The sequence below is a fragment of the Mesorhizobium sp. WSM1343 genome (genome assembly GCF_055901535.1).
Genome location: NZ_CM148370.1, coordinates 4279041 through 4297515, shown reverse-complemented (window position 1 = coordinate 4297515; position 18475 = coordinate 4279041). Strand labels below are relative to the sequence as shown.

The 18475-nt window shown below is 62.4% G+C and carries 16 protein-coding genes; 8 read left to right on the top strand and 8 right to left on the bottom strand.

Annotation, left to right across the window (positions count from 1 at the left end; all coding sequences use genetic code 11):
- Window positions 1-97 precede the first annotated feature (97 nt).
- The 3 genes from AC0NIL_RS20970 to AC0NIL_RS20960 are packed head-to-tail and all read left to right on the top strand — an operon-like array spanning window position 98 to window position 2941.
- Window positions 98-1021, top strand: coding sequence for a carbohydrate ABC transporter permease (locus tag AC0NIL_RS20970; protein WP_064995801.1), 924 nt, complete (start codon window positions 98-100; stop codon window positions 1019-1021).
- A complete protein-coding gene (locus AC0NIL_RS20965) occupies window positions 1021-1869 on the top strand; it encodes a carbohydrate ABC transporter permease (protein WP_473573406.1) in 849 nt (282 codons plus the stop codon). Before AC0NIL_RS20970 ends, AC0NIL_RS20965 begins: the two co-directional genes overlap by 1 nt.
- 4 nt (window positions 1870-1873) lie before the next feature.
- Window positions 1874-2941 carry an ABC transporter ATP-binding protein gene (locus tag AC0NIL_RS20960; protein WP_024503579.1) on the top strand — a complete coding sequence of 356 codons (1068 nt, stop codon included), beginning with the start codon at window positions 1874-1876 and terminating at the stop codon, window positions 2939-2941.
- 1109 nt (window positions 2942-4050) lie between these two features.
- Here AC0NIL_RS20960 and rpmG read toward each other — a convergent pair.
- From rpmG to AC0NIL_RS20920, 8 genes are all read right to left on the bottom strand, one after another.
- Window positions 4051-4218: a 50S ribosomal protein L33 gene (rpmG, locus tag AC0NIL_RS20955; RefSeq protein ID WP_006201775.1), complete on the bottom strand. Its 168-nt coding sequence runs from the start codon at window positions 4216-4218 to the stop codon at window positions 4051-4053.
- Window positions 4219-4371: 153 nt separating this feature from the next.
- Window positions 4372-4830 (bottom strand): YqfO family protein, encoded by a 459-nt coding sequence (locus AC0NIL_RS20950; protein ID WP_024503577.1) that lies wholly within the window; start codon window positions 4828-4830, stop codon window positions 4372-4374.
- Between the two features lie 111 nt (window positions 4831-4941).
- Entirely contained in the window at window positions 4942-6120 is a 1179-nt protein-coding gene (locus AC0NIL_RS20945; RefSeq protein ID WP_275953135.1) for an MFS transporter, read from the bottom strand.
- A 75-nt stretch (window positions 6121-6195) separates the two neighbouring features.
- The gene (locus AC0NIL_RS20940; RefSeq protein ID WP_013531919.1) at window positions 6196-6936 is read right to left on the bottom strand and encodes an NUDIX hydrolase; all 741 of its coding nucleotides are present in this window, start codon (window positions 6934-6936) and stop codon (window positions 6196-6198) included.
- A gap of 86 nt (window positions 6937-7022) precedes the next feature.
- Window positions 7023-7457 carry a DUF983 domain-containing protein gene (locus AC0NIL_RS20935; protein WP_024503574.1) on the bottom strand — a complete coding sequence of 145 codons (435 nt, stop codon included), beginning with the start codon at window positions 7455-7457 and terminating at the stop codon, window positions 7023-7025.
- An 11-nt stretch (window positions 7458-7468) separates the two neighbouring features.
- Window positions 7469-9787 carry a ribonuclease R gene (gene rnr / locus AC0NIL_RS20930; RefSeq protein WP_473573404.1) on the bottom strand — a complete coding sequence of 773 codons (2319 nt, stop codon included), beginning with the start codon at window positions 9785-9787 and terminating at the stop codon, window positions 7469-7471.
- A 6-nt stretch (window positions 9788-9793) separates the two neighbouring features.
- On the bottom strand, window positions 9794-12430 hold the full coding sequence (gene topA, locus AC0NIL_RS20925; protein WP_473573402.1) for a type I DNA topoisomerase: 2637 nt from the start codon (window positions 12428-12430) through the stop codon (window positions 9794-9796).
- A gap of 359 nt (window positions 12431-12789) precedes the next feature.
- Window positions 12790-13167, bottom strand: coding sequence for a COG4315 family predicted lipoprotein (locus tag AC0NIL_RS20920; protein WP_024503571.1), 378 nt, complete (start codon window positions 13165-13167; stop codon window positions 12790-12792).
- A gap of 185 nt (window positions 13168-13352) precedes the next feature.
- Between AC0NIL_RS20920 and AC0NIL_RS20915 the strand changes: the two genes are divergently transcribed.
- From AC0NIL_RS20915 to AC0NIL_RS20895, 5 genes are all read left to right on the top strand, one after another.
- Window positions 13353-14099: a cytochrome c biogenesis CcdA family protein gene (locus AC0NIL_RS20915; RefSeq protein ID WP_013531914.1), complete on the top strand. Its 747-nt coding sequence runs from the start codon at window positions 13353-13355 to the stop codon at window positions 14097-14099.
- A gap of 82 nt (window positions 14100-14181) precedes the next feature.
- Window positions 14182-14619, top strand: a complete 438-nt coding sequence (locus AC0NIL_RS20910) for a hypothetical protein (RefSeq protein ID WP_013531913.1) — start codon at window positions 14182-14184, stop codon at window positions 14617-14619.
- Window positions 14620-14766: 147 nt separating this feature from the next.
- On the top strand, window positions 14767-16125 hold the full coding sequence (glmU, locus tag AC0NIL_RS20905; RefSeq protein WP_473573400.1) for a bifunctional UDP-N-acetylglucosamine diphosphorylase/glucosamine-1-phosphate N-acetyltransferase GlmU: 1359 nt from the start codon (window positions 14767-14769) through the stop codon (window positions 16123-16125).
- A gap of 172 nt (window positions 16126-16297) precedes the next feature.
- A complete protein-coding gene (gene glmS, locus AC0NIL_RS20900) occupies window positions 16298-18121 on the top strand; it encodes a glutamine--fructose-6-phosphate transaminase (isomerizing) (protein WP_027161477.1) in 1824 nt (607 codons plus the stop codon).
- A 31-nt stretch (window positions 18122-18152) separates the two neighbouring features.
- A complete protein-coding gene (locus tag AC0NIL_RS20895; protein ID WP_027161478.1) occupies window positions 18153-18455 on the top strand; it encodes a HigA family addiction module antitoxin in 303 nt (100 codons plus the stop codon).
- Window positions 18456-18475 lie beyond the last annotated feature (20 nt).

Here is an 18475-nt window from a genome sequence, read left to right as displayed (position 1 = left end):
TTCCGCAGCAGCTGCGGAGGGTGGACCGGCATCTTCTCCCCGTGAACGGGGAGAAGGACGCTGTCCCCGACGCCGTTCCAGGAGCGCCCCCGAGCCAATGACCTACGCCGTGTCCGAAATACGATCCGTCGGCAAGCCGCGTCGCAAGCGGCTATCCCATGCCGCTATCGAGCCATGGCTCTATCTCAGCCCGGCGATCATCCTGCTGGTCGTGGTGCTTCTGGTGCCGCTGGTCATCGGCATCAGCTACTCCTTCCGCAAGTTCTCCGCCTTCAAGTCCGAATATGTCGGGCTCGGCCAGTATCAGGCGATGCTGTCGGATCAGGTGCTGGGCCAGGCGCTGGTCAACACGTTGTGGTGGACGGTCGCCAGCCTTTTCTTCCAGTTCTTCCTCGGCCTTGGCCTGGCGCTTCTGCTCGACAAGCCGTTTCGCGGCCGCAAGGCTGTACAAGCCCTGGTGTTCCTGCCCTGGGCGGTGCCGTCCTTCCTGTCGGGCCTGACCTGGGCCTGGCTGTTCAATCCGATCATCGGCCCGCTGCCGCACTGGCTGTTTGCATTGGGGCTGAAGGCCGGGCCGACCAATGTGCTGTCCGATCCGTCAACCGCCATGTGGGGGCCGATCGTCGCCAATATCTGGTTCGGCATTCCTTTCTTTGCCATCACGCTCTTGGCGGCGCTGAAGTCGATCCCGTCGGAACTGCATGAGGCGGCGGCGATCGACGGCGCTTCGCCCTGGCAGCGCTTCACCAAGGTGACGCTGCCGTTTCTGGCGCCGACCATCGCCATCACCGTGATGTTGCGCACCATCTGGATCGCCACCTTCGCCGACCTGATCTTCGTCATGACCGAAGGCGGACCGGCCGGCTCGACCAACACGGTGCCGGTCTACATCTATGTCAGCGCCTTCAAATCGCTGGACAAAGGCTATGCCTCGGCGGTGGCCGTGCTGCTATTGGTCCTGCTCATTGCCTATGCGATTGCGCTGATCGGTATCCGCCGCACCCTGGTGAGGCACGTCTGATGATCGCAGGACGCACAGCCTCGCAGCGCTTCTTCGGCGGCATCGGCCTCTACGCGGCAATCGCGGCTTACGTGCTCTTTGCCTTGTTCCCGATCTACTGGACGCTGAAGATCTCGGTCACGCCGGAGCGGCTGCTTTATTCCGAAGGCATCACCTTCTGGCCGTCGCACATAACGCTGCAGAACTTCGTCACCGTGCTCGAGGCCACCGATTTCCCGCGCTATTTCCTCAACAGCGTCATCGTCTCGGTATCGACGGCGGCACTGGTGACAATCATCGCCACGCTTGCCGGTTATGCCATGTCGCGCTTCACCTTTCGCGGCAAGGCAGCACTGGCGCTGATGTTGCTTTTGACCCAGACCTTTCCGCTGGTGATGGTCATTCCGCCGATCTACCGCGTGATGGGTCAGATCGGACTGATCAACAGCCTGACCGGGCTGATCATCATCTACACCGCCTTCAACACGGCTTTTGCCACCTTCCTCATGCAGTCCTTTTTCGACGGCATCCCCAAGGATCTGGAGGAAGCGGCGATGATCGACGGCTGCACGCGTGCGCAGGCGATGCGCAAGGTGATTGTACCGCTGACGCTGCCCGGTATGGGCGCCACGCTCGGTTTCGTCTTCACCGCCGCCTGGAGCGAGCTTCTGTTCGCGCTAATGCTGATTTCCAGCGACGACCAGAAGACCTTCGCCGTCGGCTTGCTCACCTTCATCGGCAAGTTCGCCGTCGATTGGGGACAGATGATGGCGGCATCCATCCTGGCGCTGATCCCGGTCTGCATCTTCTTCGCCTTCCTGCAACGCTATCTCGTCACCGGCCTGACCGCCGGCGCCGTCAAAGGATAGATCGATGGCCTCTGTTACGCTCGAGAAGGTCCGCAAGGACTATGGCGCCGTCCGCGTCCTGCACGCGGTCGACCTTGAAATCGCCGATGGCGAGTTCGTCGTCCTGGTTGGGCCGTCGGGCTGCGGCAAGTCCACGCTTTTGCGCATGATCGCCGGGCTGGAGGAGGCTTCCGGCGGCGAGATCCGCATTGGCGAGCGGCTGGTCAATGACGTAGCACCCAAGGACCGCGACATCGCCATGGTGTTCCAGTCCTACGCGCTTTATCCGCATATGGACGTGTCGAAGAACATGGGCTTCAGCCTGCTCCTGAAGAAGGCGGAGAAGGCGACGATCGACGCCAGGGTGGACGGCGCCGCCAAGCGGCTCGGGCTCGACACCTTCCTGCAGCGCCTGCCGCGGCAATTGTCCGGCGGCCAGCGCCAGCGCGTCGCCATGGGCCGGGCGATCGTGCGCGACCCCAAGGTCTTCCTGTTCGACGAGCCGCTGTCGAACCTCGACGCCAAGCTGCGCGTCCATATGCGCGCCGAGATCAAGGCGCTGCACCAGCAACTGAAGACGACATCGGTCTATGTCACGCACGACCAGATCGAGGCGATGACCATGGCCGACCGGATCGTCGTCATGCATGACGGGCTGATCCAGCAGGTCGGCGCGCCGCTCGATCTCTACGACCGGCCGGCCAACATGTTCGTTGCAGGTTTCATCGGTTCGCCTGGCATGAATTTTCTGCCGGCGACGGTTCGCAAGGGCGCTACGTTGGAGGCCGTACTGGCCGACGGCCAGGCGCTGCGGCTGCCGGAAGGCTTGCCACTGACCCACGGTGACGCCATCACCGTCGGTTTGCGGCCCGAGCATATCAAGCTGGCGGACGAGGGTGCGTTGAAGGGCGAGGTGGGTGTGGTCGAGCCGCTCGGCCTTTCGACGCAGTTCTACGTCAAGCTAGCCAGCCAGCAGCTGTGCGTCTTTGCCATGGGCCGTGCCGGCGTCAAGTCCGGCGACGTGGTGCGGTTGGCGGCCGAACCGGACCAGCTGCATCTGTTCGATGCGAAAAGCGGCGAGCGCATCGGCTGAGGGGACGCAGCCGGGTCGGATGCGGGCAGCCGGATCAGGCGCCGCTATCGAGCGGGACATACACGGTAACGCTACATTTCAATTGGATAAAATAGCGGAACGTCCAAGAGACATTTCCGGAACCTAACAGGATCGCTCGGACCTTTGCGTCTAGGGCGCAAGACCTTAGTCCCGCCGTCTTCTCAAAAGAACGGAGGTCATTTCGCCGCGAACTAGGCCACCGTCGGAGTTAGTCAACACCGACGGTGGCACCTGCAATATGGGCGAGTGGGTTGTGTGCGGATATGGTGTGATCGCGGAAGGCGATTGTAGACCGCTAACCGCGAGGGGTTCTTTTGGACAGCGGCGAGCTGTCCAACGGGTTTTCAGCCGATTTGGCCGATCGCCGCTCCTTCAGCCACAGGGACTTCTTTCTCCTTGCCAGGTTCTCGTCTCGAACGCTGTCTTCGGCGGTCACTCCGCCATGCATCGCGGCAATCACGTAGTCGGCTCTGTTGGTTCGAAAGTCGCCTTTTTGTACGGACATCGTTTTCTCCCAGTGCGAGGCATTTCCCCCCTTTTTGCCTGACGCTGAAACTAACTACTTATCCGTGGTGCAAGTCTACCAATTGGCGATTGTATTAAAACGATACACTCAGATGGCGCGATCGCACGAGAGGAGCCCATCCTGGCGAGGCTTCTTCATTGACCCTGTTGTGATCCTTGCGGGGGTGCCGCGGCGGGAGGTGTCGGAGCCTGCGGTGCGGGTTCCGTGGAAGGCGTGGCGGGGCTGTCAGGCTGAGGTGCAGGCGGTGCGGCCTCTTCCTCAGTCAGAACCTGGTCAGTCCTGGCCTTGATCTCATCGGCCGTCTGCTGGCTTATCAGCCCGTTGCTGACGGCAAAGCCAGCAGCCAGAGCGACAAGGGCTGCAATGATTGCAGCTTTCAACTTCTTCGACATCCATAGGCGCCTTATTCGTGACACCCAACCCACGGCCAAGGGTGCCGCAACCATGGCTAAGGGTCAATCCTTTGGCTGGAGTCTCTGCTCGGATGCAACGAAATCAACTGTTACAAACGAAAAACGCCGCCCATTGGGCGGCGTTTCGGCATTGCGGCGGGAAACCCGGATTACTTGATCTTGGTTTCCTTGAACTCGACGTGCTTCTTGGCGACCGGGTCGTACTTGCGGAACGACAGCTTGTCGGTCTTGGTGCGGCTGTTCTTGCTGGTCACGTAGAAGAAACCGGTGTCGGCGGTCGACAGAAGCTTGATCTTGATGTTTGCGGCTTTGGCCATGATATCAGTCCGTTTGTTCGTGGGGTTTTGGCCGCTGGAGCACGGGGAAACACCCGGACGCGGGAAACTTGGCGCGACACATAAAGAACGCGCCCGGAAAGTCAAGCCCGGTAGGCCTTGTGCGACCCGCCAGAGCCGGCTCGGGAGCGGAAATCATGCGGTTTCCGTCGCCGATGCCGCAACCTTCTTCCAGTCTCCGGTCGTGTTCCACCAGCGATTCGGATTGGCGCGGTCGTCCAGCCCCTTGGAACGGCTGGCGAGAATCGGCTGAATGCGGATCACCGGTTCCTGGTAGGAGTGCGCCTGGAAAATCGCCTCGACGACGCGGGCGGCCAGCGCCTGGTCGTCCGGCAGTTCGAAGGAAACCTCGACCGTGCCGGGGCGCCGCCGCAATTCGGTTTCGGCGCCGGCGGCCGCACCGTCAAGCGGCCTGTAGCGTTCGATGCCGTGCGCCGACTGATAGGCATTGCGGTCATATTTGCCCATGGCCAGCGGCGCGATCGCCACCACGGCATCCATGATGCGGTCGACGTCGGCGGCCGGAGCCTGGAAGGTCACGAGCAGAAGCAGTGTCATTCGTAGCGATGTGGTTTCAAAGCCGCTGTCGATCATGGAAGTGTCCTCAAGTGTTTTGGGACACCTTTTTAGCCCTGTGCTCCTGACACGGTTCTGTCAGCAGCCTGTCACCGTGCCGTGCCAAATGCATGGCAGGCCGCAGTCGCGCTACAGCAGGATCTTGCGAACCAACCTGACGGCGACCAAAGCGATATAGGCGGCGAAGAACAGGCCGAGCGACCAGCCGAAGCCGGACGGGCCGAACGCATCCATGCCGATGCCGATCGCCTGCGGGCCGAGCACCATGCCGACGCCGTAGCACAGCACGAAGGCGGCATTGGCCGACGCCAGTTCATGGCCGGAAAGCTGCGAGCCGAGATGGGCAAGGCCGATCGTGTACATGGCAGCGACGACGCCGCCCCAGACGAACAGAAGCGCGGCCATCAAATGCCAATTCTGGGCGAAGAAGGGCATGAACACGGTGCCGATAAGACCAACCGTCGCGCAGGCAATCAGCAGGTAGCGGCGATCGCTGACGCGGTCGCTGATCATGCCGATCGGGATCTGCAACAACACATTGCCGAGGCCGATCATGGTCAGCAGAAGGGCCGCATCGGCCTCGGAATAGCCGATTCGGCTGCCGTAGATCGGGAACAGCGCAAAGCCGCCGGTTTCCACCGCGCCGAACACCAGCACGGCAGCGGTCGCCGACGGCACCAGCCAGATGTAGCGCAGGAAATTGCTGGTTTCGCCATCCGAGGCGATCGACGGGCTCTCGTTGCGTGCTGCCAGCACGGGTATGGCCGCCAGCGTCACCAACGCAATGATGACGCCGAACGGCCTGAAGCCGGAACTGCCGAGATGAGCGAACAGCCACGGTCCGGCGGCAAAGCCGAGCGACAGGACAGTGGCGTAGATGCCAAGGACAAGGCCGCGCCGGTGCGGCGGCGCCGAGGTGCTGATCCAGAATTCAGACAGGATGAACAGCACCGTCAGCGCAATGTGCAGCACGACGCGCAGTGGAAACCACATCCAGAAATCGGGTGCGAAATGGAAGCCGACAAAGGCCAGCGCGCCGGCGGCGATCATGGCGATCATGGTCCAGGCAACGCCGAAGCGCATGGCGAGCGGGGTCGCCAGCGGCGCGCCGGCGATCGAGGCGAGGCCGGCGACGGCGGTGTTGAGGCCGATCATCGAAGCCGAGTGGCCGCGTGTTTCAAGGATGACGCTGAGCAGCGGCATGCCGAGGCCGATGGCGATGCCGACGACGCTGATCGACGAGATCGCCGCCACCATCGGCAGCCAGTGTACGCGCTCGTCGCCCTTTGGTTGGGTATCGACCGTCATGGATGCTGAATACTCTGTCTGTTTGATCTTACGCAATTCGGACGGAAAACCGCGTCACACTTTCCTGGAATTGCTCTAGAGAAGTTCGCGGATGAAGCGGCTGCGGACAAGCCGGTAGAAGGGCACGGGACCGCCTGGACGCAACAGTGGATCATGGGCGAGGCGCTTTTCCAGCTCGTCCAGGATCATTCGGGTGATGTCGGGTATGTCGGCTTCCCTGGCCTTGGCAAGCGGCAGCCAGACCAGCTCTTCCAGTTCGTTGGTCGGACCGCCACCGGGCAGCTCGACCGCGACGTCGTCACGCCAGGCGCTGAAGAAGCGGGTGTCGAAGCGGCGCACCCGGTTGGGCGGCGTGATGGCGCGCGCGACAAAGCGCAGCATGTCGAGAGAGGGTTGCACGCCGTGTTCGGCAAAGCCTTGCCAGTCGGATCTGGGGGTTGCGAAAGCACCCTTGCGGCCGATCAGCAACCCGGCTTCCTCATAGGTCTCTCGGATGGCCGACAGGGCGATGGCGCGGGCTCGTGCGGCGCTTGTGCGCCCCGGCCCGGCGATCAGCTTGGCTTCCTGCTTCGGGTGCAGGGCGGCGACGACCGGTATGCGGCTATCGGCCGGATCGGTGCGGCCGCCGGGAAAGACGAACTTGCCCGGCATGAAGGCGTGGCCGGCATGGCGGCGACCCATCAGAACCAGTACGTCGTCGTCCTTGCGGTCGAGCAGGATGAGGGTTGCCGCGTCGCGCGGGCGAATTGGCCGGTCGCTATGAGCGATCATGCTCCGCTCGATCCTGTCGACTTCCGCCTTGGTCATACCGTCCATGCGCAGGACCTAGCGGAAACTTCTGGCAAGCGAAAGTGGCCTTTCACGGTCGGTATGTTGCGCCAGGCAGCATTCTTGGCTGCGGCCTAGGCTCCGGGATGCGGCTCGATCACGTCGTGCTCGCCGCCGAAGCCGTGCATATAGAAGGCCCATTGCAGTCCGATGACGGCACCCTTGACCGGCTGCAGCAGCGCAACCGACAAAAGGATGGTCAGCGGCACCCAGATGGCGATGTGCTGCCATATGGACAAAGTCGACGTCGCCTCAACGCCCATGAAGGCGCCCAGCACGATGTGGCCGACGATGACGATGACGAGGTAGGCCGGCAGGTCGTCGGCCCGGTGGTGATGCAATTCCTCGCCGCAGACGCCGCATGTGTCGACGGTCTTGGTAAAAGCGCGAAACAGCTTGCCTTCGCCGCAATGCGGGCAGCGGCCGAGCAGGCCGCGCTTCATCGCCGTCCACAGCGGGCGTGCGGCCCGGCCCGAGTGATGTTCTCCGCCGAAAACCTGTTCTTCCATGGCTGTTGTCATCATCGTCTCCTGCCGCGCGAACCCGGTCGCGATTGCGACGCGCGGGCGCGGCCCTTGGCCTTGTGAAACGACCGCTTGGAGCCCGGCAGAGGCTTTGGGTCGGTCAACATCTCGAAGCGCATTGCGCCGGCCATCGGCGCCACCTCGACAAGCCGGACCTCGACGCGGTCCGCGAGTTGGTAGCCTTTGCCAGAGCGTTCTCCGAACAGGGAGCGAGCCGTTTCATCGTATATATAGTAATCGCCGCCCAGAGTTGACACCGGGATGAAACCATCCGCGCCGTACTGCGGCAATTGGACAAATAGTCCTGATTTGGTGACGCCGGAGATGCGGGCATCGAACCGGTCATCGACGCGTTCGGCGAGATAGGCGGCGATCAGACGGTCGACCGTGTCCCGCTCGGCCGCCATTGCGCGGCGTTCCGTGCCGGAGATCAGCACCGCGACATCTTCGAGCCGTGCCGCTTCGTCCTGCGTCAGCCCGCCTGGACCCAGTCCGAGTGCGGCAATAAGTCCGCGATGCACGATCAAATCGGCATAGCGGCGGATCGGCGAGGTGAAATGGGCGTAGCGGCGGAGGTTGAGACCGAAATGGCCGATGTTCTTTGGCGAGTATTCGGCCTGGCTCTGCGAGCGCAGCACCACTTCGTTGACAAGGCCTTCATTGTCGGCGCCGCGCACGCGCTCCAAAATGCCGTTGAACTGGCTTGGCTGCATCTGCGCGCCGCGCGCCAGTGACAGGCCCAATGTCTGCAGGAACTCGCGCAGCGATTCCTGCTTGGCGAGCGACGGCGCGTCGTGGACGCGATAGACCAGCTCCTGCTTCTTCGCCTCCAGCGTCTCGGCCGCGGCGACATTGGCCTGGATCATGAATTCTTCGATGAGCTTGTGGGCATCGAGCCGCTCCGGCACGATGACGCGGTCGACGGTGCCGTCCGGCTTGAGTACGATCTTGCGCTCCGGCAGATCGAGTTCGAGCGGCTGGCGGCCATCGCGGCCGCGCTTCAGGATCGCATAGGCGTCCCACAGTGGCTTCAGCACGGTTTCGAGGATCGGGCCTGTCTTGTCGTCCGGCGCGCCGTCGATCGCCGCCTGAGCCTGTTGGTAGGCGAGCTTTGCCGCCGACTTCATCATGACGCGATGGAAGGTGTGCCTGAGCTTGCGGCCCTCGGCCGAAAAGATCATGCGCACCGCCAATGCCGGCCGGTCCTGGCCCTCGCGCAGCGAGCAGAGATCGTTGGAGATGCGCTCGGGCAGCATCGGCACGACACGATCCGGGAAATAGACCGAGTTGCCGCGCTTCAGCGCTTCGCGGTCGAATGCAGTGCCATAGCGCACATAGGCGGCGACGTCGGCGATCGCCACGGTGGCGACCACGCCGCCCGGGTTCTTCTCGTCGAGGTCCGGCGCGGCGAAGACGGCGTCGTCATGGTCCTTGGCGTCGGCCGGATCGATGGTGACCAGCGGCAGGTCGCGCCAATCCTCGCGGTGATCCAGCGTCGCCGGCTTGACCGCTTCGGATTCTGCGATGACGTCGGCCGGGAAAATATGCGGAATGTCGTGCGCATGGATGGCGATCATAGAGACCGCCTTTTCGCTGGTTAGAGAGCCCAGCACGTTGAGCACCTTGGCTCTCGGCAAGCCGAAACGGGAGGCTCGCGCCGGCTCGACCTCGACCAGGTCGCCATTCTTGGCGCCGTTCTGGAATTCCTTGTCGACGATCAGTTCGGGCTGGCGCCGTTCCACCGGTTCGATGCGGAAGGTGCCGTCCTGCAGGATGCGAAAGATACCGAGCACGGCATCGGTACGTTTTTCGAAAATCTTCACCACCCGCCCGGTGTAGGCGGGGCCGCCCAGGGCGACGTTCGTGTCGTCGGCCGGAAAGGTCTTGGCCAGCACGCGGTCGCCAATGCCGGGCGCCGGTCCACTGCCACTGCGCGACAGGCGGATGGAAACGATGGGCGGCGGCCCATTGGCTGTGTGTTCGGTTGGGCGCGCCAAAAGCACGCCATCGGCATCGCGGTCGAAAATATCGAGGACCGTGACATGGGGCAGGGCGCCGACGCGGGCCAGCCCCTTGCGCTCCTTGGTGAGGAAGCCTTCGTCCTGCAGGTCGCGCAAAATGTCCTTCAGCCAGATACGGTCATCGCCGCGCAGCGCGAACGCCTTGGCGATGTCGCGCTTGCCGGCGCGATCCGGATTTTCGGCAATGTAGCGCAGGATTTCGTCACGCGACGGCCGATAGTCGTCCTTGACCTTGGCCCTGGTGTCGGCGGTGCGCGGATCGCCGTGGGTTCTGCCGGTGATCTTGCGCGCCACGCTGTCCTACCCTTTTTTCTTCGCGGCCGGCTTCTTCGCAGCCGGCTTCTTGGCGGCAACTTTCTTGGTTGCCGGAGCTTTGGCCGCGGCCGCCTTGCGGAACGGCTTTTTGCCGCCGCCGCCCTTGGCTTCCTTCTCGGCAATCAGCGCCAGCGCATCCTCCATCGTCACCGACTGGGGATCCTTGCCCTTGGGCAGCGTAGCATTGACCTTGCCGAAATTCACGTAAGGCCCGTATTTGCCGTCGCGCACGACGATCTTGCCGCCGCCATCGGGGTGGTCGCCGAGCTCCTTGAGCGCAGCGGCCGTGCCGCCATTGCGGCCACCCTTGCCCTTCAGCTGCTTCTCGGCGATCACCGACACGGCGCGGTTGAGGCCGATCGAGAACACGTCCTCGATGCTTTCAAGATTGGCATAGGTGCCGTCATGCAGCACGAACGGGCCGTAACGGCCGAGCCCGGCCGAGATCATCTTGGCCGTTTCCGGATGCTGGCCGACATCGCGCGGCAATGACAGCAGCGCCAGCGCCTTTTCATGGTCGATCGACTCTGCCGTCCAGCCCTTGGGCAGGCTGGAGCGCTTGGCTTCCTTGCCGTCGCCGCGTTGCAGATAGGGGCCGAAGCGGCCGCTGCGCAGCGTGATTTCCTCTGACGTATAGGGATCCTTGCCGATAATCTTGGTGCCGTCTTCGCCGCCGCCATTCTCACCATTGGGGTTGGCGGCATCGCCGAGCTGGCGGGTGAAGGAGCATTCGGGATAGTTGGAGCAGCCGACGAAGGCGCCGAACTTGCCGAGCTTCAGCGACAGATTGCCGGTGCCGCATTTCGGACAGATGCGTGGGTTCGAACCGTCCTCGCGCGCGGGGAACACCAGCGGCGCCAGCTCTTCATTCAGCGCATCCAGCACGTCGGTGACGCGCAGTTCCTTGATGTCGGCGACTGCGCCGGAAAAATCCTTCCAGAAATCGCGCAGCACGTCCTTCCAGGCGAGCTTGCCGTCGGAAATCTCGTCGAGCTTTTCCTCGAGGGACGCGGTGAAGTCGTACTCGACATAGCGCTTGAAGAAGCTTTCGAGGAAAGCCGACAGCAGCCGGCCCTTGGCCTGCGGCACCAGCCGGCGCTTGTCGATGGTGACATAGTCGCGGTCCTCGAGCGTCTTCAGGATCGCCGTATAGGTAGAAGGCCGGCCGATGCCGAGCTCTTCCAGCTTCTTGATCAGCGACGCTTCGGAGTAACGCGGCGGCGGCTCGGTGGTGTGCTGGGTGGCGTTGATCGCCTGGCGGGCAAGCTGCTCGCCGGCACGGATCTCGGGCAGGCGACGATTTTCCTCGTCTTCCGCATCGTCGTCCTTCTGGTCGGTGTATGCGGCGATGAAACCGTCGAACCGAACGACCGAACCGATGGCACGCAGCTCCGCGGTGCGCGATCCATTGACCGCCTCGATCTCGGCGGTGGTGCGCTCGATTTCGGCCGGCTGCATCTGGCTGGCGATGGCGCGCTTCCAGATCAGCTCATAGAGCCGCATCTGGTCGGAATCGAGATATTGCCTGACCGATGCCGGGGTGCGCATGAAATCCGTCGGGCGGATCGCTTCGTGCGCTTCCTGGGCGTTCTTGGCTTTGGCCGTATATTGGCGCGGCTTTTCCGGCAGGTATTTCGGACCGAATTCCTTGGCAATGGCATCGCGTGCGGCGTCGATCGCCTCGGGTGCCATCTGCACGCCGTCGGTTCGCATATAGGTGATCAGACCGGTGGTCTCGCCGCCGATCTCCATGCCTTCATAGAGGCGTTGCGCCACCTGCATGGTGCGGCTGGCCGAGAAGCCGAGGCCCGACGAGGCGGCCTGCTGCAGCGTCGAGGTGGTGAAGGGTGGGCCGGGATTGCGCTTGGTCGGCTTGGCTTCCACCGACACCGCCTTGAAGGTTGCGCCTTCGAGCATCGACTTGATGTCGTCGGCCTGCGCCTTGTTGGAAATGTCGAGCTTTTGCAGCTTCTTGCGATCGAAGGCGGTCAGCCGCGCTTCGAAATTCTCGTTGCGCGGCGTGCCCAGCAGTGCAGCGATCTGCCAGTATTCCTCGCGGATGAAGCGCTCGATCTCGGATTCGCGGTCGCAGACGAGACGCAGCGCAACCGACTGGACGCGTCCGGCCGAACGGGCGCCCGGCAGTTTGCGCCACAGCACCGGCGACAGCGTGAAGCCGACGAGATAATCCAGCGCCCGGCGGGCGAGATAGGCATCGACCAGCGGCGCATCGATCTGGCGCGGATTGGCCATCGCTTCCAGCACCGACGATTTGGTGATGGCGTTGAAGACGACGCGGCTGACCGGCTTGTCCTTCAGCGCGCGCTTCTGCTTCAGAACTTCCAGCACATGCCAGGAAATCGCTTCGCCTTCGCGATCCGGATCGGTGGCGAGGATCAGGCCGTCGGCGTCCTTGACCGCCTTGGCGATGTCGGCGAGGCGCTTGCCGGAGGCGGTGTCGACCGCCCAGGACATGGCGAAATCCTCATCCGGACGCACCGAGCCATCCTTGGCCGGCAAATCCCTGATATGGCCGAACGAGGCCAGAACCTTGTAGTTCTTGCCGAGGTATTTGTTGATTGTCTTCGCCTTGGCCGGCGATTCGACGACGACGACGTCCATGAGGTCTCATATCAGCTGTGGCGCGGCAGAAGAATTCCGCTGCGCGCGACGAAATCTCGTTCTATTTGTCGCTCACATGGCCGCGCTTTTGCATCCGGTCAAGGGGAAGCGCCCAAATTGCGGGCCGGTCCGCAGCAATACACTCTTAGAGTGTATGGAGAAAATCACAGAATTTGGGAAAGGCAGATGGTGGGCCTGAGTCAGCGGAAACGACCCGATTCATTTTTCCGCCGAGTCGTTGAAATGCTGCCCAAACCAGGACGGGCGACATTATAACGGGCTGTTCGATGCCGGCCGCCGGATGGCATGGAGATGCCCGGCGACCAGCCCTTGTCCCGCCAGCAGCGGGACTGGCGTGCTTAGTCGGCCTTGACGATATGCCAGACTTCGCCGACGCCGTCGCCGGTTACATCGCCGGGCTTCTTGTCCTTTATGAAGGTGTAGACCGGCTTGCCGTCATAGGCCCACATCTTGGTGCCGTCGGTGCGGTCGACGACGCTCCACTCGTCATCCGCCTTGGCGCCGGCTTCGGCTTTCAGCGGCGGCCAGTTGGTGGCGCATTTGTCGTAGCAGTTGCTCTTGCCCTTCTCGTCCTTGTCATAGGTGTAAAGCGTCATGCCATTGGCGTCGGTGTAGATCTTGGCGCCATTGACCTCGGCTTCCTTCCACGCGTCGGCAGCGAAGGATGCGGCGGTGCTGAGCAGAAGCGCTGCCAGTCCTGCGGTTATGGTTTTCATGGAAATCTCCTGACTGATATCTGGAGACGCGCGGGAAATCGCGGCCTCACAGCATCAACGCCTGCGGGCTGTCGTTTCTTCCTGGCAAGTGCGTCGGGCAATGGATGATCTTGCCAACACAATGGTGATTGGTGGACAAGGCTGCGCGTCGCTATATCGGCGTCACGACATTGGAGTTCTTGGAAATGGCATTGGACATCGGCTATGTCAGCGCGGTCGGGGCTGGGGCGATTTCGTTCCTGTCGCCTTGCGTGCTGCCGCTGGTGCCGCCTTATCTCTGTTATATGGCCGGCGTCTCGGTCGACGATTTCCGTGGCAATGCGGGTGCGACAGCGCGTGAAGGCGCACGCGGCGCGCTGATTTATTCTTCGATCGCCTTCGTGCTCGGCTTCTCGACCGTCTTTGTCGCGCTCGGCGCCGGCGCCTCGACCATCGGCCGGCTGCTACGCGTCTGGCAGGAGCCGCTTGCCATGGGCGCAGGCGTGCTGATCATCCTGATGGGCCTGAATTTCCTCGGCGTCCTGCGCATTCCGCTGCTGTCACGCGAGGCGCGCTTCCAGTCACAGGGAAAGCCGGCAAGTGCGGTCGCGGCTTATGTCATGGGGCTGGCCTTCGCCTTCGGCTGGACGCCGTGCATCGGCCCGGTTCTGGGACCGATCCTGACGCTGGCCGGCGGCCGTGAAACGGTGGGCGAGGGCGCGCTGCTGCTCGCCGCCTATTCGCTCGGGCTGGGCATCCCGTTCCTGATCGCCGCGCTGTTTTCCGGCGCCTTCATGCGCTTCCTCGGCAAATTCCGCGTCCATCTCGGCCGCGTCGAAAAGGCCATCGGCGCGCTGCTGGTGATCGCCGGCGTGTTTTTTCTGACTGGTGGCGTGCAGACCGTGTCGTATTGGCTGCTGGAGAATTTTCCAGTGCTGGGGCGGCTGGGGTAGTCTCCCCCCGCACGGGAACGATGCACACCAGCCCGCATTTGCAGTGCCGTTGACCAACACTTTTTCGAGCCGGGAGGCGAGAATGGTAGCCAAGGCGGATGTGCGAAAATTCTTCAAGGCCTATGAGAAAATCTACAATGACGCGATCGCCGACACCGTCGATCTCAACGACGTCGCGGACATGTATTCGGCGGGTTTTGTCTCGGTGACGCCGGCGGCGGTCATGGTTGGCGAGAATGGCGAGCAGTTGAAGGCCATTATGACAAAGGGTTTTGAGGCCTATCGTGCCCTCGGCAGCAAGAGAATGACCTGCGTCGATGTCTCGGTGATGCCAATCGATCAGGACCATTGCGTGGCTGAGGTAAACTGGTCCGGTGACTATGAACGCAAGGATGGGAGTCTCGTGACCATCGACTTTGCGATCAACTATCTCGTCGAAAAGCGCGATGGCAAGCTGAAGGTGTTTGGCTGGATATCGGGTGACGAGCAGGCGGAATTCAGGAAACACGGCCTGTTGTAGGGGTGCTGACTGCCGAATTCTGTCCTAAGACCCGCTGATTAAGAGTCAGCTGCTCCGCCATCTCACCGGAATTTAACCGCATTGGTGAAGCATGGGTCCACTGCTACCCTGTCTTGATTCCCAACCCTTTCATATGGTTGCCCATCCATGAGCCAGAGATCCTGCCTGTCCGTCATCCTCGCCGCCGGCGAAGGCACGCGCATGAAGAGCGTGCTGCCGAAGGTGCTGCACCAGATTGCCGGGCTGCCGATGGTCGCCCATGTGGTGAAGGCAGCGGAAGAGGCGGGTGCCGGCAGCCAGGCGCTGGTGATCGGCCATGGCGCCGACGAGATGCGCAAGGCCGCGGCAAAGTTCGCGCCCAAGGCCGAGACTTTCGTGCAGGAAAAGCGCCTTGGCACCGCGCACGCCGTGCTTGCCGCGCGCGATGCAATATCAAAGGGTTATGACGATATCCTGGTCATGTTCGGGGACACGCCGCTGATCGATGCAGATGCGCTGACCGTGGCGCGGCTGAAACTGGCTGAAGGCGCTGCCGTCGTCGTGATCGGCTTCCGCCCGCCCAGTCCGACTGGTTATGGCCGGTTGATCGAAAAGGACGGCAAGCTGACCGCCATCCGCGAGGAGAAGGACTGCTCCGAGGAGGAGAGGAAAATGACCTTCTGCAATGCCGGCATGATGGCGGTGGCCGGCGCCCATGCGCTGGCGCTGCTCGATCAGGTCGGCAACAAGAATGCCAAGGGCGAGTATTATCTCACCGACATTGTCGAGATCGCCAGTGCGCGAGGCCTCGATGTCGTGGCCACCGAAGCCAGTTTCGAAAGCGCGCTCGGCATCAACAACCGCGCCGAACTGGCGCAAGCCGAAGCCATCTGGCAGGCGCGCCGGCGGCATGAGGCGATGCTGTCGGGCGTGACGCTGATCGCGCCGGAGACCGTGTATTTCTCGCACGACACCGAGATCGGCACTGACACGATCGTCGAGCCCCATGTCTGGTTCGGTCCGGGCGTGAAGATTGCCACGGGCGCCAAGGTCCATGCCTTCAGCCATATCGAGGGCGCCACCATTGCGTCCAATTGCGATGTCGGGCCGTACGCGCGGCTGCGGCCGGGCGCCGATCTCAGGAACAAGGCCAAGGTCGGCAATTTCTGCGAGGTCAAGCAGGCGGTTATCGAAGAGGGCGCCAAAGTCAACCATTTGACCTATATCGGCGACGCCCGTGTCGGTGCTGGGGCCAATATCGGCGCCGGCACCATTACCTGCAATTATGACGGCTATTCGAAATTCTTCACCGACATCGGCGAGGGCGCTTTTGTCGGCTCCAATTCGTCGCTGGTGGCGCCTGTCACCATCGGCAAGGGCGGCTACATCGCCTCAGGCAGCGTGATCACCGAAAGCGTGCCCGACGACGCGCTGGCCTTCGGCCGCGCCCGCCAGAAGACCATTCCAGGCAAGGGCAAGGAGTTGCGCGAGCGCTTTGCTTCGGCGGCGGCGGCGAAGAAAAAGTAAGACCAGCCCGCAAACCGAACGATTGCAGTAACCGGATTGCAAGAGCGGCCTGTCATGGTGCATCGACAGAATGAGCGTTCCGTTATACGGGACGAAATGCAATGTGACTTTCCACGGCAGGCCGGCCATCCCTAAATAGCGCTGGTTTTCCGGGGAATCGGGGGCTTTCTGCATGTGCGGTATCGTTGGAATCGTCGGCCACTCGCAGGTTGCGCCGCTCATCGTCGATGCGCTGAAGCGGTTGGAGTACCGCGGCTATGACTCGGCCGGCGTCGCCACCATCGAGCGTGGCGAACTCGCCCGCCGCCGTGCCGAAGGCAAGCTGATCAACCTGGAGCGCCGGCTCAAGGACGAGCCGCTCGATGGCACGATCGGCATCGGCCACACGCGCTGGGCGACGCATGGCGTGCCCAACGAGACCAATGCGCATCCGCATTTTTCCGACGGCGTCGCCATCGTCCACAACGGCATCATCGAGAATTTCGCCGAACTGCGCGACGAACTGGTCCGCGACGGCTATTCTTTTTCGTCGCAGACCGACACCGAGGTCGTGGCGCATCTGGTGGCCCGCGAACTCGCCAAGGGGCTGAATCCGGTCGAAGCCGCGCACCAGGCGCTGAAGCGGCTGGAAGGCGCCTTTGCGCTGGCGATCATGTTCAAAGGCGACGAGGATTTGATCGTCGGCGCCCGCAACGGTCCGCCTTTGGCCGTCGGCCATGGCGATGGCGAGATGTTCCTGGGCTCCGACGCCATCGCGCTCGCCCCGTTCACCAATTCGATCACCTATCTGGAAGATGGCGACTGGGCGGTGGTACGCCGCGACGGCGTGGAGATCTTCGATATCGGCGGCACAAAGGTAGAGCGCAAACGCCAGCAGTCGCTGTCGACCAGCTTCATGGTCGACAAGGGCAACCGACGCCATTTCATGGAAAAGGAAATCCATGAGCAGCCCGAGGTGATCTCGCACACGCTGGCGCATTACGTGGATTTCGTCTCCGGAGTGTCGAAGCCGCTCGACCTGCCGTTCGACTTCGCCAAAATTGGTCGGCTGGCGATCTCGGCCTGCGGCACGGCGTATCTGGCCGGCCTGATCGGCAAGTACTGGTTCGAACGCTACGCGCGCCTGCCCGTCGACATCGATGTCGCCTCCGAATTCCGTTACCGCGAAATGCCGCTGTCGAAGAACGATGCGGCGTTTTTCATCTCGCAATCGGGCGAGACCGCCGACACGCTGGCCTCGCTGCGTTATTGCCGCAAAGCCGGCATGAAGATCGGCGCGATCGTCAATGTGCGCGAATCGACCATGGCGCGCGAATCCGACGTCGTGCTGCCGACGCTTGCCGGACCCGAGATCGGCGTCGCCTCGACCAAGGCCTTCACCTGCCAGCTTTCCGTGCTGGCCGCGCTTGCGGTGCGCGCCGGCGTGGCGCGCGGTATGATTTCGAAGGAACAGGAGAAAACCCTGGTGCGCGCGCTTTCGGAAGCGCCGCGCTACGCCAACCAGGTGCTCAAGCTTGAAGAGCAGATCGAGCGGATCGCGCGCGAACTCTCGCGCTACAAGGACGTGCTCTATCTCGGCCGCGACACCAACTTCCCGCTGGCCATGGAAGGCGCGTTGAAACTCAAGGAAATCTCCTACATCCACGCCGAAGGCTATGCAGCCGGCGAACTGAAGCATGGGCCGATCGCGCTGATCGACGAGAACATGCCGGTCATCGTCATCGCGCCGCATGACCGGATCTTCGAGAAAACCGTTTCCAACATGCAGGAAGTGGCGGCGCGCGGCGGCAAGATCATCCTGATCACCGACAGCAAGGGCGCGGCGCAGGTGAGCGTGAAGACGATGGAAACAATCGTGCTGCCGGATGTGCCCGAAATCATCTCGCCGATCATCTATGCGCTGCCGATACAGATGCTGGCCTATTTCACCGCCGTGTTCATGGGCACCGACGTCGACCAGCCACGCAATCTGGCGAAATCGGTGACGGTGGAATAGGTTTTGCCTTCCAGACCGGAGGTTGGGCCGAATGGCATCGAAGTTCGCACGTCCAGTTCATCCTGGAGAATTCCTGCGTGAAGAATATCTCGTCCCGCTCGGCATGAGTGCAGGCGCGCTGGCGAAAAAGCTCAACCTTCCGCGCACCCGTATCGAACGCATTGCCAAGGAAGAGATCGGCCTGACTCCCGATACCGCTCTTCGCCTCGCCAGATTTTTCAACACCACGCCCGAATTCTGGATGAATTTTCAACAGGCCTATGAGCTTGAAACCGAAGCCAGAAAGCTGGCGCCGGAGCTCGAGAAGATTGAGCCGTTGGAAGTAGCGGCATAATCGGCTCTTTAAAAACTTCG

Excerpts from the sequence above, each read along its gene's own strand:
- AC0NIL_RS20970 (WP_064995801.1), top strand. The coding sequence starts at position 98 with ATGACCTACGCCGTGTCCGAAATACGATCCGTCGGCAAGCCGCGTCGC.
- AC0NIL_RS20965 (WP_473573406.1), top strand. The coding sequence starts at position 1,021 with ATGATCGCAGGACGCACAGCCTCGCAGCGCTTCTTCGGCGGCATCGGC.
- AC0NIL_RS20960 (WP_024503579.1), top strand. The coding sequence starts at position 1,874 with ATGGCCTCTGTTACGCTCGAGAAGGTCCGCAAGGACTATGGCGCCGTC.
- rpmG (WP_006201775.1), bottom strand. The coding sequence starts at position 4,218 with ATGGCCAAAGCCGCAAACATCAAGATCAAGCTTCTGTCGACCGCCGAC.
- AC0NIL_RS20950 (WP_024503577.1), bottom strand. The coding sequence starts at position 4,830 with ATGATCGACAGCGGCTTTGAAACCACATCGCTACGAATGACACTGCTT.
- AC0NIL_RS20945 (WP_275953135.1), bottom strand. The coding sequence starts at position 6,120 with ATGACGGTCGATACCCAACCAAAGGGCGACGAGCGCGTACACTGGCTG.
- AC0NIL_RS20940 (WP_013531919.1), bottom strand. The coding sequence starts at position 6,936 with ATGGACGGTATGACCAAGGCGGAAGTCGACAGGATCGAGCGGAGCATG.
- AC0NIL_RS20935 (WP_024503574.1), bottom strand. The coding sequence starts at position 7,457 with ATGGAAGAACAGGTTTTCGGCGGAGAACATCACTCGGGCCGGGCCGCA.
- topA (WP_473573402.1), bottom strand. The coding sequence starts at position 12,430 with ATGGACGTCGTCGTCGTCGAATCGCCGGCCAAGGCGAAGACAATCAAC.
- AC0NIL_RS20920 (WP_024503571.1), bottom strand. The coding sequence starts at position 13,167 with ATGAAAACCATAACCGCAGGACTGGCAGCGCTTCTGCTCAGCACCGCC.
- AC0NIL_RS20915 (WP_013531914.1), top strand. The coding sequence starts at position 13,353 with ATGGCATTGGACATCGGCTATGTCAGCGCGGTCGGGGCTGGGGCGATT.
- AC0NIL_RS20910 (WP_013531913.1), top strand. The coding sequence starts at position 14,182 with ATGGTAGCCAAGGCGGATGTGCGAAAATTCTTCAAGGCCTATGAGAAA.
- glmU (WP_473573400.1), top strand. The coding sequence starts at position 14,767 with ATGAGCCAGAGATCCTGCCTGTCCGTCATCCTCGCCGCCGGCGAAGGC.
- glmS (WP_027161477.1), top strand. The coding sequence starts at position 16,298 with ATGTGCGGTATCGTTGGAATCGTCGGCCACTCGCAGGTTGCGCCGCTC.
- AC0NIL_RS20895 (WP_027161478.1), top strand. The coding sequence starts at position 18,153 with ATGGCATCGAAGTTCGCACGTCCAGTTCATCCTGGAGAATTCCTGCGT.